Here is a 16,203-nt window from a genome sequence, read left to right as displayed (position 1 = left end):
GGTGACGGGGTGACGGGGTTCGTCAAGCCGGAGCGGGTCGGCGGCCGGCACCGTCTGGGTCCTGCCGGGGCCGGGATGCCGGGGCCCCGGCGCGTGTGCATGTGAACAGCGCGAACAGCGCGAACAGGGTGCGGGTGGACTCAGCCGCACTGGCAGGGGCTGCCCGACTGGCAGCCGCAGCCGCAGCCCGAGCCGCAGCCGCACGCGGCGATCAGGGGCAGGCTCCTGATCTCGGCCGGCTGCTCGGTCTCGCGCTCCCGCGTGGGATCGGGCGTCGTTCCGGTGGAGCCGGCGGAGCCGGGAGAATCGGCCATGGGTCCCTCCTCGAGGACTGGTGCCTGTGCCCATTGGACGCCCGCTCCACTGGGCGCATCAACGGCGCATCAACGGCGCATTGGTACTTGCGCACGCCCCTGGCCGATTCCCCTCCTGCCCGTGCCGTTCGTGATGCCCGTGCCGTCCATGCCGTCCGGTCAGGCGTCCTTCGCCGGCGCGGCCGGGATGTCGGCCTGGATGTCGGGCTGGATGTCCGACTGGATCTCGTCCGCGTGCTCGCCGGTGACCAGGTAGACGACCCGCTTGGCGACCGAGACCGCGTGGTCGGCGTAGCGCTCGTAGTAGCGGCCCAGCAGCGTCACGTCCACGGCCGTCTCGATGCCGTGCTTCCAGCGGTCGTCCATCAGGTGCTGGAAGAGCGTGCGGTGCAGCAGGTCCATCTCGTCGTCGTCCTGCTCCAGCTGGAGCGCCAGGTCGACGTCCTTGGTGATGATCACCTCGGCCGCCTTGGCCATCAGGCGCTGGGCGAGCTGGCCCATCTCCAGGATGGTCGCGTGCAGGTCGCGCGGAACGGCACGCTCCGGGTACCGCAGTCGCGCGAGCTTCGCCACGTGCTGTGCCAGGTCGCCGGAGCGCTCCAGGTCGGCCGACATCCGCAGTGAGGTGACGACGATCCGCAGGTCGGTCGCCACCGGCTGCTGGCGCGCCAGCAGGGCTATGGCCAGGGCCTCCAGCTCGTGCTGGAGCTCGTCGACCTTCTGGTCGGCCTCGATCACGCTCTCGGCCAGCTTCAGATCGGCGTCGAGGATGGCCGTCGTGGCGCGCCCGATCGCCGACCCGACCAGTCGGGCCATCTCCACCAGACCGTCGCCGATCGAATCCAGTTCCTCGTGGTACGCGTCCCGCATCAGGGTTCCTCTCCTGCGTCCGAAGGGGTTTGGGGAGCCGGGGCTCCCGTGGGGTTTCGGGGCGTCTGCCCCGCCGCGTGGCCGACAGCGCGAACCCCGCGCGACCGACGGTGCGAACTCCACGCTTTCACGTTCTGTCTCCTACGCGTCCGAATCCGGCCCCTCACATGAATCATCCCTGGCTCCAAGGTGAACTCTGGGCGACGAGTGTTCGAGCTTGTCGTCCTGTGGCTGTGGTCACCGGTCGGCGCATGCCTAACCTGGACACATGGACGTGAACGCGGCGGTCGCCGCAGTGGCGGCGATCGCCGGAGTGCTCACCGGTGTCATCGCCATGCTGGCGTTCCGCTTCAGCGAGCGCGAACAGCGGCGCCCCACACGTTCCTCGCTGCACACGGACCCGGTGCTGCCCCCCGGCGTGGACACGGTGCTGTCCGTACTGCGCTCCTCCGCCGTCGTCCTGGACGAGGCGGACGGCGTGGTCAAGGCCAGCTCCGCCGCGTACGCCCTCGGGCTGGTCCGCGGCGGCAAGCTCGCCGTGGACCCCATGCTGCAGATGGCCCGCGACACCCGGCGCGACGGCGAGATACGGCAGGTCGAACTGGACCTGCCCCGCCGCGGCACCGGACGCGGCGAGGCCCTCGCCGTCTCCGCGCGGGTGGCCCCCCTCGGCTCCCGGCTCGTCCTGCTGCTCGTGGAGGACCTCACCGAGGCCCGCCGCATAGAAGCGGTACGGCGCGACTTCGTCGCCAACGTCAGCCATGAGCTGAAGACTCCGGTCGGCGCGCTCTCCCTGCTCTCCGAAGCCGTCATGGATGCCTCCGACGACCCCCAGGCCGTCGAGCGCTTCGCCGGCCGCATGCAGGGCGAGGCCACCCGCCTCACCAACCTGGTGCAGGAACTCATCGACCTTTCCCGGGTCCAGAACGACGACCCGCTCGAGGACGCCGAACCCGTCCGGGTGGAGGACCTCGTCGCGGAGGCCGTCGACCGCTGCGGGCACGCGGCGGGCGCCAAACAGATCACCATGGCCTCGAACGTGTGGATGCCCGAAGGCGCCGATCAGGGCGAGTCCGGGCGCACGGCGGAGTCGACCGCCACCGGTGACCTGCGCATCTGGGGCAACCGGGGCCAGCTCGCCGCCGCCCTCGGCAACCTCGTCGAGAACGCCGTCAACTACTCACCCGCCCGTACACGTGTCGGCATAGCGGCCCGCAGGGTCGGCCAGCCGGGCGGGGACATGATCGAGATCGCCGTGACCGACCAGGGCATCGGCATCTCGGAGAAGGAGAGGGAGCGCGTCTTCGAGCGCTTCTACCGTGTCGACCCGGCCCGCTCCCGGGCCACGGGCGGTACGGGTCTCGGCCTCGCGATCGTGAAACACGTGGCTGCCTCGCACGGCGGGGAAGTCACCGTGTGGAGCGCCGAAGGCCAGGGCTCCACCTTCACCCTGCGGCTTCCCGAGGCCCCCGCCCGCGACCGCACACCCCAGCCGTCCCACCAGGACGAACCCGAAGGTCTCAACGGCGAGACCGGACGGGCCACCTCCTCCCCCCACTCCACCGATTCATCCGCGTACGAAACGCTTCCCTCCCCGGAGGTCCTTCCGTGACCCGAGTGCTCGTCGTCGAGGACGAGGAGTCCTTCTCCGACGCCCTGTCGTACATGCTCCGCAAGGAGGGTTTCGAGGTCGCCGTGGCGGCCACCGGGCCCGACGGCCTCGACGAGTTCGAGCGCAACGGCGCAGACCTCGTCCTCCTCGACCTGATGCTGCCCGGCCTGCCGGGCACCGAGGTGTGCCGTCAGCTGCGTGGCCGTTCCAACGTCCCCGTCATCATGGTGACCGCCAAGGACAGCGAGATCGACAAGGTGGTGGGCCTGGAGATAGGGGCCGACGACTACGTCACCAAGCCGTTCTCCTCGCGCGAGCTGGTCGCCCGTATCCGCGCCGTGCTGCGCCGCAGGGGCGAGCCCGAGGAGGTCGCCCCCGCCGCCCTGGAGGCCGGTCCCGTCCGCATGGACGTCGACCGGCACGTGGTCACCGTGAGCGGCACCAAGGTCGACCTGCCCCTGAAGGAGTTCGACCTGCTGGAGATGCTGCTGCGCAACGCCGGGCGCGTGCTGACCCGGATGCAGCTCATCGACCGGGTCTGGGGCGCCGACTACGTGGGCGACACCAAGACCCTCGACGTCCACGTCAAGCGGCTGCGCGCCAAGATCGAGCCGGACCCGGGCGCGCCGCGCTACCTGGTGACGGTCCGCGGGCTCGGCTACAAGTTCGAGCCGTAGCCGGACCCCGGGTGCCGGGCTGTCGTCCGGCATCCGGCACTCGGTCACTGAACACGACGGTGGGCGGGACCCCTGCGCAGGGGTCCCGCCCACCGTCGTGTTCAGTGCGTGTTCAGTGGGTGCGCGTCCGCGCGCTGCCGTTGCTGCTGCTGCTCAGTTTCCGGCAGGCTGGCTGGCCGAGGCGGCGTCGGTCGGGGTGCCCTCGGGGACGTCCGTCGAGTCGGTGGAGCCCTCGGGCTCCTCGGCCCCGTCGGTTCCGCCCGGCGATTCCGCGGCCTCGCCGGGCGCCTCGCCGGTCCCTTCCGGCGATGCCTCGGCCGAGGCATCCGGCGCGGTCGGGATGTTGCTCGGACCCCAGTCGCTGAAGAAGCCCTCGGCCGGGTAGACGAGCGCGCGCAGGCTCACGTCACCGGTCTCGCTGAAGGTGAACGTGACCGGCTGCGCGTTGCCGTCCTGGACGGCCTCACGGCTGCTGGACAGCACGGCCGAGGCGTTGCCCGCGCCGCCGAGGATGAGCCGGCCGCCGGCCGGGACGGTCAGGCTGCCGCCCTCGGCGGGGGAGAGCTCGGCGCTCTTGCCGGTTCCGGGAAGGGTGACCGACTCCAGCGTCTGGTCCGTGCGGCCCTCGTTGAACAGGGTCGCGGCGACGACGGCCGGGCCCGTGGACTCGCGGTCCGGCTGGGTGACGACGATGGCGTTCTGGATCTTGATAGCGCCGACGGTCGTCGAGGCGTTGTCCGGCTGGATCTGCAAGCTCTGGGCATTGTTGCCGGCCGCGCACGCGGAGAGCGGGGCGATCGAGAAAGCGATGGCGGCGGCGGCGATGGCGCCGCGTCGAAGGCTGCTGCTCACGGCGGCGGCAACTCCTTGACTCGAGCGAGCGGTGGCGACCGGTCAGCCGCCCTGAGTGTCTGTCAGTCGCTGCCAGTGCGTGTCTGCCAGCGGCCTCAGGTTATCGAGCCGCTCCCGTACGCCTGCACCCGACCCTCCCTGCGGCGTCCAGTGTTCACCCCGGATCGCCCCGGAGCACCCCGGACGGCGCGCACGGGCGCCGTCGGCCCGGGCGGTCCCCGGGCGGGAGGCCCGGTGGGGATGAACGAGCGCGGTCCGCGTGTGATGTCCGCTGTGATGTCCGCGCGTGATGCCTGTCACTGACTCGGGTAAGTGACTCGCGGGTTACCTCGACCGGATGCTCCTCCGGCATTCACATAAGTGCGGCCGGGCGTCCGCACCCCCGGTGCGGCACATATTTCGTGAAGGAATGCGGGCCGGGCCGGAAAATGCGGCAGGTGGTCGGGAAATTGATCACCGGCAGCACGTCCCCGGGCCGTGTGATCAATTTCGGATTCGACCGGAACCCCGCCGCTCGCACCGAACGGAGTAGCGGAACTCGAGCACTTGGAGCCAGACATATGGGGACGTATGGGTGTCAGTGGAGGGCTCGGGATGTGTGTAACGTACGCGTTTCGCTCGCCCCGGAGAGCCCCCCCGACCTGCGAATACCTGCTTCAGTTCGGCGGTCGAAGCACGTTCCTGATGCTGTTGTCAAGCCCCGAGAATGGCCCTGACCTGCGAAAACGTCATTCAGAACGCGCTGTATCCGTGTTACCCTTGATAGCCACGGAAGGGGTACCTGTCACATGACGTTCAAGGTTGGCGACACCGTGGTCTATCCCCATCACGGGGCCGCGCTGATCGAGGCTATCGAAACTCGCCAGATCAAAGGCGTGGACAAGACCTACTTGGTGCTGAAGGTCGCCCAGGGCGACCTGACGGTACGTGTGCCAGCGGACAATGCGGAGTTCGTCGGCGTGCGTGATGTGGTCGGTCAGGACGGGCTGGACCGGGTCTTCGAGGTGCTGCGCGCGCCGTACGCCGAGGAGCCCACGAACTGGTCCCGTCGCTACAAGGCAAACCTGGAGAAGCTCGCCTCGGGCGATGTCATCAAGGTCGCGGAAGTCGTGCGTGACCTGTGGCGTCGTGAGCGTGAGCGCGGACTCTCCGCCGGTGAGAAGCGGATGCTCGCCAAGGCGCGCCAGATTCTGGTCAGCGAGCTCGCCCTCGCGGAGAAGACCAACGAGGACAAGGCCGAAGCTCTCCTCGACGAGGTTCTCGCCTCCTGAGGCGACGAAGGCAGCAGGCAGGGCACGGACGGAGCTTCGTCGCCCGGTGCTCGGTCGCACACCGAAATCCCACGTGCGCTCCGAGGGCCAGCACACCGAAATGCCGCGGTGCCCGATGACGTTGGTCAAGTCGCCGGGCGCTGCGGCATGTTCGTACCCGGACACCGTCCGTATGCCGCACCGCCCGGCCCGTACGCTTCGCACCCGCCGCGTTTCCCCGCACTGTGCCGACTCCGGGCGGCCGGCCCGACCGAAGTCACGGAAGGGGCTGGTCAGGGCGGTAAGCCCGGCACTACCCCCGCTCCAGGAGCAAGGGTTACGCCCAGGCCATACCCACCCGGCCCGAGCACACAAACCTGACAGGAACCGATGTCTGACGCTCCCCTCCCGCAGCCGCCGGCACAGCCCGTGTCCGGCCGTCCGACCGCCCGCACGGCGGCCGTGATCCCGGCCGCCGGCCGGGGCGTGCGCCTCGGGCCGGGCGCCCCCAAGGCGCTCCGCACCCTGGGCGGCACGCCCATGCTCATCCACGCGATCCGTGCGATGGCCGATTCCCGCGCCGTCTCCCTGGTCGTCGTCGTGGCCCCGCCCGAAGGCGCCGCGGAGGTCAGGACGCTGCTCGACGCGCACGCGCTGCCCGACCGCACCGATTTCGTCGTCGTCCCCGGCGGCCGGACCCGTCAGGAGTCCGTGAAACTCGGCCTCGACGCGCTGCCGCCCGGTTTCGACATCGTCCTGGTGCACGACGCGGCCCGCCCGCTGGTCCCCGTCGACACCGTGGACGCCGTCGTCGAGGCCGTCCGTGACGGCGCCCCCGCCGTGGTCCCGGCACTGCCGCTCGCCGACACCGTCAAGCAGGTCGAGCCCGCCGCCGTCCCCGGCGAACCGGAGCCCGTGGTCGCCACCCCCGACCGGTCCCTGCTGCGTGCCGTGCAGACCCCGCAGGGCTTCGACCGGGCCGCGCTGGTGCGCGCGCACGAGACGGTGACCGACAACGTCACCGACGACGCGAGCATGGTCGAGCAGCTGGGCCTGACCGTCGTCACCGTGCCCGGCCACGAGGAGGCGTTCAAGGTCACCCGCCCCCTCGACCTCGTCCTCGCCGAGGCGGTCCTCGCCCGCAGGAGGCTCAACGATGGCTTCTGAGCCGCAGGTCGTCCTCCCGCAGGTCGGCATCGGGACCGACATCCACGCCTTCGAGGACGGCCGGGAGCTGTGGTGCGCCGGTCTGAAGTGGGAGGACCAGGGGCCCGGACTCGCCGGGCACTCCGACGCCGACGTCGTGGCGCACGCCGCCTGCAACGCCCTGTTCTCCGCCGCCGGCCTCGGCGACCTGGGACAGCACTTCGGCACCGGACGGCCCGAGTGGTCCGGTGCCTCCGGCGTGACCCTGCTGACCGAGGCCGCGCGGATCGTCCGGGCGGCCGGCTTCCGGATCGGCAACGTGGCGGTGCAGGTCGTCGGCGACCGGCCCAAGATCGGCAAGCGCCGGGACGAGGCCCAGAAGATCCTCTCCGAGGCGACCGGGGCACCGGTGTCGGTCTCCGGCGCCACCACCGACGGGCTCGGCTTCCCGGGTCGCGGCGAAGGACTGATGGCCGTCGCCACCGCCCTCGTCGTCCGGACCGACCGAGACTGACCGCCCTCCGCGCGGGACAGGATCGCCGACTGCTCGGACCGGGGGACCGTCGCCCGCGTCGACCGGGACCGTCGCCCGCATGGAACGGGGTGGCCGTTCGTGCGGATCGTGGTCGCTGTCCCTGTGGACCGGGGCGGTCTCGTGTGCGGACTGCGGGTGCTGTCCGCAGAGGGGCGGGGCGGTCGCCCGCGTGAAGCCGGGCCGTCGCCCGTGCGGACCGGGGCTGCTGTCCGCGCGTGCGGACCGGGACGGTCGCGTGTGCGGACTGTGGCTGCCGTCCGTGCCGACCGGGGCGGTCGCCCGCGTGGTCCGGGGGGAGCCGTCGGGCGGGCCCGGATCGTCGTCCGTGTCGACCGGGGCGGTCGCCCGCATGGATCCGGACCGGCCGAAACGCCGGGCGGGCACAGCGGGAAAGGGGCGTGAGGCACCGCCCCGGGCCGACTACCCTGGAGGGGTGACTATTCGCCTGTACGACACCAGCGCCCGGCAGATCCGTGACTTCACCCCGCTCCAGCCGGGTTGTGTCTCGATCTACCTGTGTGGTGCCACCGTGCAGGCCGCACCTCACATCGGGCACATCCGCTCGGGGCTGAACTTCGACATCATGCGCCGCTGGTTCGAGTACCGCGGCCTGCGGACGACGTTCATCCGCAACGTCACGGACATCGACGACAAGATCATCGCGAAGTCCGCGGAGCAGGACCGCCCCTGGTGGTCCATCGGCTACGAGAACGAGCGCGCCTTCACCGACGGCTACCAGGCCCTCGGCTGCCTCCCCCCGACCTACGAGCCGCGCGCCACCGGCCACATCCCCGAGATGGTCGAGATGATGCGCGGCCTCATCGAGCGCGGCCACGCCTACGACGCCGACGGCAACGTCTACTTCGCCGTCACCTCGTTCCCCGAGTACCTGGGGCTGTCCAACCAGGAGCTCGACAACCTTCTCCAGCCGTCGGGCGAGGGCGAGACCGGCAAGCGCGACCCGCGCGACTTCGCCATGTGGAAGGCGGCCAAGCCCGGCGAGCCGAGCTGGGAGTCGCCGTGGGGCCGTGGGCGTCCCGGCTGGCACCTCGAGTGCTCGGCGATGGCGCACAAGTACCTGGGCACCGCCTTCGACATCCACGGCGGCGGCCTCGACCTGGTCTTCCCGCACCACGAGAACGAGATCGCCCAGGCCAAGGCCTACGGCGACGAGTTCGCCCGGTACTGGGTGCACAACGCCTGGGTCACCATGAGCGGCGAGAAGATGTCGAAGTCGCTCGGCAACTCGGTGCTCGTCAGCGAGATGGTCAAGCGCTGGCGGCCCATCGTGCTCCGCTACTACCTCGGCACCCCGCACTACCGCTCGATGATCGAGTACAGCGAGGAGGCCCTGCGCGAGGCGGAGGCCGCGTTCGCGCGGATCGAGGGCTTCATCCAGCGGGTCGGTGAGCTGACCGGCACGGCGGGCGCCGTGGAGCCGGCCGCCGAGGTGCCGCTCGCCTTCGCCGAGGCCATGGACGACGACCTCGGCGTGCCGCAGGCCCTGGCGGTGCTCCACACCACCGTCCGACAGGGCAACAGCGCGCTGGCCGCCGACGACAAGGAAGCGGCCGTCGCCCGCCTCGCCGAGGTGCGCGCCATGCTCGCCGTCCTGGGCCTGGACCCCCTCGACGCGCACTGGGCCGGCGGCGCCGACCGCGGCGACGATCTGCACGGCGTCGTCGACACCCTCGTCCGCATGGTCCTCGACCAGCGCGAGGCCGCCCGCGCCCGCAAGGACTGGCCCACCGCGGACGCCATCCGCGACCAGCTCGGCCAGTCCGGACTGGTCATCGAGGACGGTCCGCAGGGACCACGCTGGAGCCTCGGCCCGCGCTGACGCGGACACACGGCCGCAGCACGACCGTGGCCCAGCCGCAAGATCGAGTGTGCCGTCCGGGCCTCCGGGCGGCACACTGCATAGACGTAACACCGACACACCGGCACACCGACGCGACACACGCGACACACGCGACACCGACGTGGGTACACAGACCGTACGCACGCACGACTTCATGGAGACGGGTACATCATGGCCGCGAACAACCGCCGCATGTCCGGCAAGAAGGGCGCGCAGGTCGGCAGTGGCGGCCAGCGGCGCCGGGGCCTGGAGGGCAAGGGGCCCACGCCCCCCGCCGAGATGCGCAAGGGACACGCCAAGCAGCGCATCGCCCAGGCGAAGACCCGCCGGGCCGTCGGACGCGCCCCGCAGCGGCGCGGCGGCGGACGCTCGACCTCCGAACTCGTCGTCGGGCGCAACCCCGTCGTGGAGGCGCTGCGCGAGGGCGTGCCCGCCTCCACGCTGTACGTCCAGCAGTTCATCGACAACGACGAGCGGGTGCGCGAGGCGCTCCAGCTCACGGCCGAGCGCGGCGGCATCAACCTCATGGAGGCCCCCCGCCCCGAACTCGACCGGATGACCAACGGCCTGAACCACCAGGGCCTGGTCCTCCAGGTCCCGCCCTACGAGTACGCGCACCCCGAGGACCTCGTCGCGGGCGCCCACGACGAGGGCCGGGACCCGCTGATCGTCGCCCTCGACGGCGTCACCGACCCGCGCAACCTCGGTGCCGTCGTCCGCTCCGTCTCCGCCTTCGGCGGCCACGGCGTCGTCGTCCCCGAGCGGCGCGCCGCCGGGATGACCGCCGGTGCCTGGAAGACGTCCGCCGGTGCCGCCGCCCGTACGCCCGTCGCGCGTGCCACCAACCTGACGCGGACCCTGGAGGCGTACAAGAAGGCGGGGATCGCGATCGTGGGGCTGGCCGCCGACGGAGAGGCCGGGGTCGGTGAACTGGAGGCGCTGTCCGGTCCCGTCGTGATCGTCGTCGGCAGTGAGGGCAAGGGGTTGTCCCGACTCGTCGGCGAGACCTGCGACTTCCGGGTGCGGATCCCGATGCCGGGCGGCACCGAGTCCCTGAACGCCGGTGTGGCGGCGGGGATTGTGCTGTACGAGGCGGCACGCCGCCGCGCCTGAACGGGTGTTCGGCACCTTCGCTCGTACGGGGTGTTCCGCGTAGTCCGGACAGGTGGGGGGCATGCTTGACGCGGTCCGGACACATCCGGCGCGTCAAAGCAGTGTCCTAACGTCACGTCACTCGGTTAGATGAGTGTGGACACCAGAACACCCCGCACACCCACGGGGGACCGCTCGTCGGGACTCGACGACGCTCCCGCGCTGAGCATGGTGAAGGTGCCGAGCGATCCGGCGCAGGTCATCGTCAATCACGCCAGCTTCCGCGTGCAGCTGGGCGTCTCGAACCGACGCGTCCAGTCCCCGCGGATCGCACGGCACTTGATCGCGGCCGAGGACACGGCCCGCATCCCCGTCGTCACCACCGTGGGTGCCCCGGGCCGGGCCCCGGCCCGGCGGCGCCCCGTCGTCTGGAGCGGCCGCTCGGCCCCCGACGACACCGGCGCGCACCGACTCCTCCAGGCCGTGCGGCACGAAGGCGTCCACCAAGGCGACGAGCCGCTCGCCGACGCCGGAGCCACCCAGGTCCTCCCCCACGTCGGCGACGGTTACGGTTACGCCGAGGACCCGGCGGCCCAGACCCTCGAGACCCCCGTCGTCGGCCCCCAGCGCACCCGCGGCGGCAGCCGGCAGCCCTTGCTGCCCCCCCTGCGCACCGTCGGCAGCGCCTACGACGAACCGGCCTACGGCACACCGGCGTACGACGGCCGGGACTACGGGGGCCAGGGGTACGACGAGGACGGTTACGGCCACCAGGGGTACGGCGCACCGGACGACGAAGCCGACGCGTACGGGGACACCGGCGGCCACCAAACCGCCACCGACCCGGACACCGGCGGCCGCCGCGCCAGGCGCCACGGCGACGACCCGGCCCGGCACGCCTACTACCCCGGCCGCCGGATGAACCTCGGGGTCGTCCTGCTCCCGCTGCGTCTCTTCCTCGGCTTCATCTCCGTCTACGCCGGCATGGGCAAACTCTGCGACCCGCTCTACTTCGACGGCGGCGAGCGCGGCTCCATGGTGAAGTGGCTCACCACCCTGCACCCCTGGGACGCCGCCCAGCCGCTCCAGCAGTTCGCCCTCGAACACCCCGTCGGCGCCGGACTCGTCGTCGCCTTCCTCCAGGTGATCGTCGGCGTCCTCACCATCCTCGGCTGCTGGCAGCGCGTCGGCGCCGTCATCGGGGCCCTGCTCTCCGCCGCGCTGCTGGTCACCGTCAGCTGGAAGAGCGTCCCCGCCTACGACACGCCCGACATCATCTACCTCGCCGCCTGGTCCCCGCTGATCATCGCCGGAGCTCCCGTCTACTCCGTCGACGGCCGCCTCGCCGCCCGCGCCTGGCGCCGCCTCGGACCCGGCTCCGCCATCTGGGACCTGCGCCGCTACGTGCTGCGCCGCGGTGCCCTCGTCACCGGCGTCGTCTGCGGACTCACCCTGCTCGTCGGCTCGCTGCTCGGCGGTGCCGTGCGGGACGCCGACCGCGTGGTCGTCCCCGGCCCCGGAGAGGCCCCGCGCAACGAACTCCCCGGCTCCCCGCTCCCGGAGGAGCCCGGCGAGCGCCGCAAGGAGACCCCGTCCGCCTCCACCTCGCCCACCCGGGGCGCCACGTCCGGTGCCGACGGCGCCGATCCGTCCGCCGGCACCACCATCCCCGGCGAGACCAGCGCCACCGGGGGCGGAGGTGTCACCGGTGAGCCCAGCCAGACCCAGGGCACCACCGGTGAGGCCCCGCCCCAGCAGTCGTCCCCGGTGGAACAGGTCCCGAGCACCAGCTCCGGCCCCACCTCGGGCGGCACCACGGGCGGCGGCACCACGGGAGGCGACGGCGGCGCCCCGAGCGACGGCGGAGGGGGCGGGGACCCGGGCCCGGCACCCGAGGAGCCCGGCCGGCTCGTGGGCGGACTGCTGGGATAGGCCGTCGTGCCGGAGGACCGGGACTCAGCGGTTCTGGGAGGCCAGCTCCTTCGCCGCCTCCGTCAGGTCCTTCGCGGTGTCGATCGCCCGCCAGTAGGAGCCCTGCGGGATCGGGAACCCGGCCAGCCGGCGCTCCCGGGCCAGCCGTGGGAACGTGGTGCGCTCGTGGTCGCCGCGCTCCGGCAGCAGAGCGGCGAACCCGGGGGAGAAGACGTACACACCCGCGTTGATCTCGAACGTCGACGGCGGTGATTCGATGAAGTCGGTGATGTGACCGAACCCGTCGGTCTGCACCGCACCCCACGGAATGCGCGGGCGGGCCAGGGCGAGGGTCGCGACGGCGTCCCGCTCGGTGTGGAAGTCCGCCATGTCGCGCAGCGAGAAACGGGTCCAGATGTCGCCGTTCGTCGCGTACCAGGGCTTGTCCGGATGCGGCAGCCGCGCCGCGGCATACCTCAGACCGCCGCCCCGGCCGAGCGGCTCCGTCTCGACGACGGTGGTGACGGAGAGCGGCAGGTCGGCGGAGTCCAGCCACTCCTGCAGCACCTCGGCGAGATGACCGCAGGAGACGACGACATCCGTCACCCCCTCCTCGGCGAGCCAGGAGAGCTGATGGCCGATGATCGGGGTCCCCGTACCGGGAATCTCGACCATCGGCTTGGGCCGGTCGTCGGTGTACGGGCGAAGCCGGGAGCCTTGGCCGCCGGCCAGGACGACGGCTTGAACGGGGCGCGACGCGGCACTCGGATGGGTCATGAGCGCACCCTACGCGGCGCCCGGAAGCCAGGACCGCGGGCCCCGGGGCCAGGGGGCGCCCCGGGGCCGACCGAGTCCGGCTCGGAGGGCGGCCGAGGGCCCGGCCGGGGACCCGGTTGACAGTCGGCCGGTTGACAGTCGGCCGGGAGCCGGGAGCCGGGAGCCGGGAGCCGTGGGCCGGGCTGAGGTGCGGGCGTGGGCCGGGCTGAGGTGCGGGCGTGGGCCGGGCCGCGGGCTCGGTCGCGGGTTCAGTCGCGGGCGGTGAGCACCCCCGAGGCGAAGGAGGTGTCGCAGACCGGACGGGAGTAGGACTGGGCCCGTGTGGGGCCGTACACCCGGACCGCGGCCTTGCCGAGGGCGCGCGCGATCGACGTGCAGTGCCGCGCCAGCGACGGGCGGTCGTTCACCGCCTGCTGGAGGTGGGTGAGGGCGACGCCCGGGTTCTCCTCCTGCAACTCGACCAGGAGCATGTCCCGCAGGACCTCGTGCGGGGCCCGCTCGGCGGCGCGCGAGGACGCGCGGGACGAGGAGGCACCGGACACGGCGGTGTCGGCGGCGGCGAGGACCGGACTCGAAGGGCTCCCCGACCAGTTGACCCCGGCGACCGCGAGGGTCCCGGAGAACACCAGGACGACGGGCAGGACGAGGGCGAGGGTACGGCCGACCCGGCGGGCGGGGCCCCGGCCGCGTCGCGTCTGAGGGGTAGTGGAGTGCTTCACGCGTGTGAGGGTAGCGTCAGGTGATGACATGGAGACATTCAGTCACCGGTTCGGGTGACGTGACGGGGAGATCTCCGGGTGACGCGTTGACGCTTGCTGCCCGAAATGACGCGTATGTCAGGGTGTTTGTCGACCGTGAGGACGCAACGAAGAGGGCCCCGCAGCGTACTGCGGGGCCCTCTTCATCAACTCGGGTGAATTACCCGGGCCGTCGCGTTCCGAGAGCGACGACGCCCGGCTCAGTCGGACAGGCGCGCGCCGGACGACGTCGCGAACACGTGGGACTCGCCGGACCGCGGCACGACGTGCAGCGTGCTGCCCTTCTCCGGCACGTTGCGGCCGCCGACGCGGACGACGAGGTCCTTCGACTCGTCGCCGACCTTGGCGGTGCCGTACACGAACGCGTCGGAGCCCAGTTCCTCCACCACGTTGACGGTGACCGCGAGACCCTGGCCGGACTCGGGACCGGCCACGTCGAAGTGCTCGGGGCGGACGCCGACGGTCACGGTCTTGTCGGTGGCGGCGGCCAGCGCGTCGCGGTCCACCGGGACCACCGAGTTGCCGAACTTCACGCCGCCGTCGGCGATCGGCACCTCGACGAGGTTCATCGCCGGGGAGCCGATGAAGCCGGCCACGAAGAGGTTGGCGGGCTTGTCGTACATGTTGCGCGGGGTGTCGACCTGCTGGAGCAGACCGTCCTTGAGGACCGCCACACGGTCGCCCATGGTCAGCGCCTCGACCTGGTCGTGGGTGACGTAGACGGTGGTGATGCCCAGGCGGCGCTGCAGCGAGGCGATCTGCGTACGGGTGGACACACGGAGCTTGGCGTCCAGGTTGGACAGCGGCTCGTCCATGAGGAACACCTGCGGCTCACGCACGATCGCGCGCCCCATGGCGACACGCTGGCGCTGACCGCCGGAGAGCGCCTTCGGCTTGCGGTCCAGGTACTCCGTCAGGTCGAGGATCTTCGCGGCCTCCTCGACCTTCTGCCGGATCTCCGCCTTGTTGACGCCGGCGATCTTGAGCGCGAAGCCCATGTTGTCGGCGACCGTCATGTGCGGGTACAGGGCGTAGTTCTGGAACACCATGGCGATGTCCCGGTCCTTCGGCGGCAGGTGCGTGACGTCGCGCTCACCGATGCGGATGGCGCCGTCGTTCACGTCCTCGAGCCCCGCCAGCATGCGGAGCGAGGTGGACTTGCCGCAGCCGGACGGGCCGACGAGCACGAGGAACTCCCCGTCCTCGATGTCGATCTCCAGCGCGTCCACGGCGGGCTTGGTCGAACCGGGGTAGATCCGGGTCGCCTTGTCGAACGTGACAGTGGCCATGGTGATGGGCCCCCTTCTACCGGCAGGAACGTGCCGGACGATCCGAGTAGGAAGGTGGTGCCACGACGGGATGTTCCGTTGTGGTTCCGTGTGGTGCAGTCCACGAGGGTGGACTGGCACAGGACGGTACCTGGCGTTCACCTGTCTGTCAGTACCCGCGGCCCTGTGAACTTCGCGGAAACTTTCGGATGCCACCCGGCCGGGTCCGGGATCACCCGTCGGTCGCGTACCGTTTCGCCAGTACCGCCACGGCCTCGGCGACCGCCCGACGCAGCTCCGCCGGGCCGAGCACCTCCGCGTCGGTGCCGAGCCGGAGCAGATCGCCGGTGGCGACCGCCTCCGACTCGACGGACAGCCGCACCTCGACCCACCCCTCGCCGTCCGGCGGCCCCGAGTCCGCGAGCGCCCGTACGCCCGCCGCCCCGAACCGCATCGGCAGCAGTTTCTGCCCGCGCGGTGAGAGCCGCAGCCGGGCCGTGCCCTGCTGCAGGGCCGTCTCCAGCCGCCGGGCGGACTCCGCCCAGTACGCGGCGAGATCGAACCCGGCGGGACGGGTGAACAGGTCGCCCGTCTCCTCCACCGCCTGGAAACGCGACACCCGGTACGTGCGCACGGCGTCCTCCGCCAGCGCCACCAGATACCAGATGCCGCCCTTCAGCACGAGACCCAGCGGGCGCATCTCCCGGCGGACCTCGCCGCGCCAGCGCCGGTAACGGGCGCGCAGCACCCGCCGCTCCCACACCGCCCGCGCGACGGACTCCAGGAGCGGCACGGGGTCGGCGTCCCGGAACCACGCCGGCGCGTCCAGGTGGAACCGCTCGCGCACCTGCCGTGCCTGCCCGGCCAGTTCGCCCGGCAGCGCGGCCTCCACCTTCAGCTGGGCGCTCGCCAGGACGGCGCCCAGCCCCAGCTCCCCGGCCGGCCCCGGCAGCCCGGCCAGGAACAGCGAACCGGCCTCCGCGTCCGTCAGCCCGGTCAGCCGGGTGCGGTACCCCTCCACCAGGCGGTAACCGCCCTCCGGCCCGCGTTCCGCCCGCACCGGCACCCCGGCCGCGCCGAGCGCCTCGACGTCCCGGTAGACGGTGCGCACCGACACCTCCAGCTCCGCCGCGAGTTCGGGAGCGGTCATCCGGCCGCGGTTCTGCAGCAGCAGGAGCAGGGAGAGAAGCCGGTCGGCGCGCACGGGACGCATTCTCCCGCGTCCCGGCCGTACCTGACAGGAGATGTCAGGTACGGCTCCCAGGATGGCCGTGCCGGGT

General features: G+C 71.9%; 15 protein-coding genes. 8 read left to right on the top strand and 7 right to left on the bottom strand.

Annotated elements, in window-relative coordinates:
- Window positions 1-140: 140 nt before the first annotated feature.
- Window positions 141-314: a hypothetical protein gene (locus ORI94_RS19775; protein WP_266077369.1), complete on the bottom strand. Its 174-nt coding sequence runs from the start codon at window positions 312-314 to the stop codon at window positions 141-143.
- A gap of 159 nt (window positions 315-473) precedes the next feature.
- The gene (phoU, locus tag ORI94_RS19770; protein ID WP_266077366.1) at window positions 474-1,184 is read right to left on the bottom strand and encodes a phosphate signaling complex protein PhoU; all 711 of its coding nucleotides are present in this window, start codon (window positions 1,182-1,184) and stop codon (window positions 474-476) included.
- A 268-nt stretch (window positions 1,185-1,452) separates the two neighbouring features.
- On the opposite strand from phoU, the gene ORI94_RS19765 reads away from it, so the two are divergent.
- On the top strand, window positions 1,453-2,796 hold the full coding sequence (locus ORI94_RS19765; RefSeq protein WP_266077364.1) for a sensor histidine kinase: 1,344 nt from the start codon (window positions 1,453-1,455) through the stop codon (window positions 2,794-2,796).
- Window positions 2,793-3,473: a response regulator transcription factor gene (locus tag ORI94_RS19760; RefSeq protein ID WP_042168908.1), complete on the top strand. Its 681-nt coding sequence runs from the start codon at window positions 2,793-2,795 to the stop codon at window positions 3,471-3,473. Before ORI94_RS19765 ends, ORI94_RS19760 begins: the two co-directional genes overlap by 4 nt.
- A gap of 153 nt (window positions 3,474-3,626) precedes the next feature.
- On the opposite strand, the gene ORI94_RS19755 is transcribed toward ORI94_RS19760, so the two are convergent.
- Window positions 3,627-4,325 carry a DUF461 domain-containing protein gene (locus ORI94_RS19755; RefSeq protein ID WP_266077362.1) on the bottom strand — a complete coding sequence of 233 codons (699 nt, stop codon included), beginning with the start codon at window positions 4,323-4,325 and terminating at the stop codon, window positions 3,627-3,629.
- 788 nt (window positions 4,326-5,113) lie between these two features.
- Here ORI94_RS19755 and ORI94_RS19750 point away from each other — a divergent pair.
- The 6 genes from ORI94_RS19750 to ORI94_RS19725 all read left to right on the top strand — a co-directional run bounded on the left by ORI94_RS19750 (window position 5,114) and on the right by ORI94_RS19725 (window position 12,141).
- On the top strand, window positions 5,114-5,596 hold the full coding sequence (locus ORI94_RS19750) for a CarD family transcriptional regulator (RefSeq protein WP_042168913.1): 483 nt from the start codon (window positions 5,114-5,116) through the stop codon (window positions 5,594-5,596).
- Between the two features lie 369 nt (window positions 5,597-5,965).
- Window positions 5,966-6,742, top strand: a complete 777-nt coding sequence (gene ispD, locus ORI94_RS19745; RefSeq protein WP_042168915.1) for a 2-C-methyl-D-erythritol 4-phosphate cytidylyltransferase — start codon at window positions 5,966-5,968, stop codon at window positions 6,740-6,742.
- Window positions 6,732-7,235 (top strand): 2-C-methyl-D-erythritol 2,4-cyclodiphosphate synthase, encoded by a 504-nt coding sequence (ispF, locus tag ORI94_RS19740; protein ID WP_266077359.1) that lies wholly within the window; start codon window positions 6,732-6,734, stop codon window positions 7,233-7,235. The genes ispD and ispF overlap by 11 nt, the downstream gene beginning before the upstream one ends.
- 454 nt (window positions 7,236-7,689) lie before the next feature.
- Entirely contained in the window at window positions 7,690-9,096 is a 1,407-nt protein-coding gene (gene cysS / locus ORI94_RS19735; protein WP_266077358.1) for a cysteine--tRNA ligase, read from the top strand.
- A gap of 192 nt (window positions 9,097-9,288) precedes the next feature.
- The gene (rlmB, locus tag ORI94_RS19730) at window positions 9,289-10,230 is read left to right on the top strand and encodes a 23S rRNA (guanosine(2251)-2'-O)-methyltransferase RlmB (RefSeq protein ID WP_266077356.1); all 942 of its coding nucleotides are present in this window, start codon (window positions 9,289-9,291) and stop codon (window positions 10,228-10,230) included.
- 129 nt (window positions 10,231-10,359) lie between these two features.
- A complete protein-coding gene (locus ORI94_RS19725) occupies window positions 10,360-12,141 on the top strand; it encodes a DoxX family protein (protein WP_266077354.1) in 1,782 nt (593 codons plus the stop codon).
- Between the two features lie 24 nt (window positions 12,142-12,165).
- Here the strand turns inward: ORI94_RS19725 and ORI94_RS19720 are convergent, their stop codons facing one another.
- The 4 genes from ORI94_RS19720 to ORI94_RS19705 all read right to left on the bottom strand — a co-directional run bounded on the left by ORI94_RS19720 (window position 12,166) and on the right by ORI94_RS19705 (window position 16,136).
- Window positions 12,166-12,897 (bottom strand): nucleotidyltransferase family protein, encoded by a 732-nt coding sequence (locus ORI94_RS19720; RefSeq protein ID WP_042168931.1) that lies wholly within the window; start codon window positions 12,895-12,897, stop codon window positions 12,166-12,168.
- Between the two features lie 248 nt (window positions 12,898-13,145).
- On the bottom strand, window positions 13,146-13,616 hold the full coding sequence (locus tag ORI94_RS19715; RefSeq protein ID WP_266077352.1) for a hypothetical protein: 471 nt from the start codon (window positions 13,614-13,616) through the stop codon (window positions 13,146-13,148).
- 239 nt (window positions 13,617-13,855) lie between these two features.
- Complete coding sequence (locus ORI94_RS19710) at window positions 13,856-14,944, bottom strand: ABC transporter ATP-binding protein (RefSeq protein WP_266077350.1); 1,089 nt, start codon at window positions 14,942-14,944, stop codon at window positions 13,856-13,858.
- Between the two features lie 211 nt (window positions 14,945-15,155).
- Window positions 15,156-16,136, bottom strand: a complete 981-nt coding sequence (locus ORI94_RS19705) for a helix-turn-helix transcriptional regulator (protein ID WP_266077347.1) — start codon at window positions 16,134-16,136, stop codon at window positions 15,156-15,158.
- Between the last annotated feature and the right edge of the window lie 67 nt (window positions 16,137-16,203).

Source organism: Streptomyces sp. NEAU-W12 (assembly GCF_026242095.1).
GTDB lineage: Bacteria > Actinomycetota > Actinomycetes > Streptomycetales > Streptomycetaceae > Streptomyces.
This window is presented reverse-complemented; position numbering and strand designations above follow the sequence as displayed.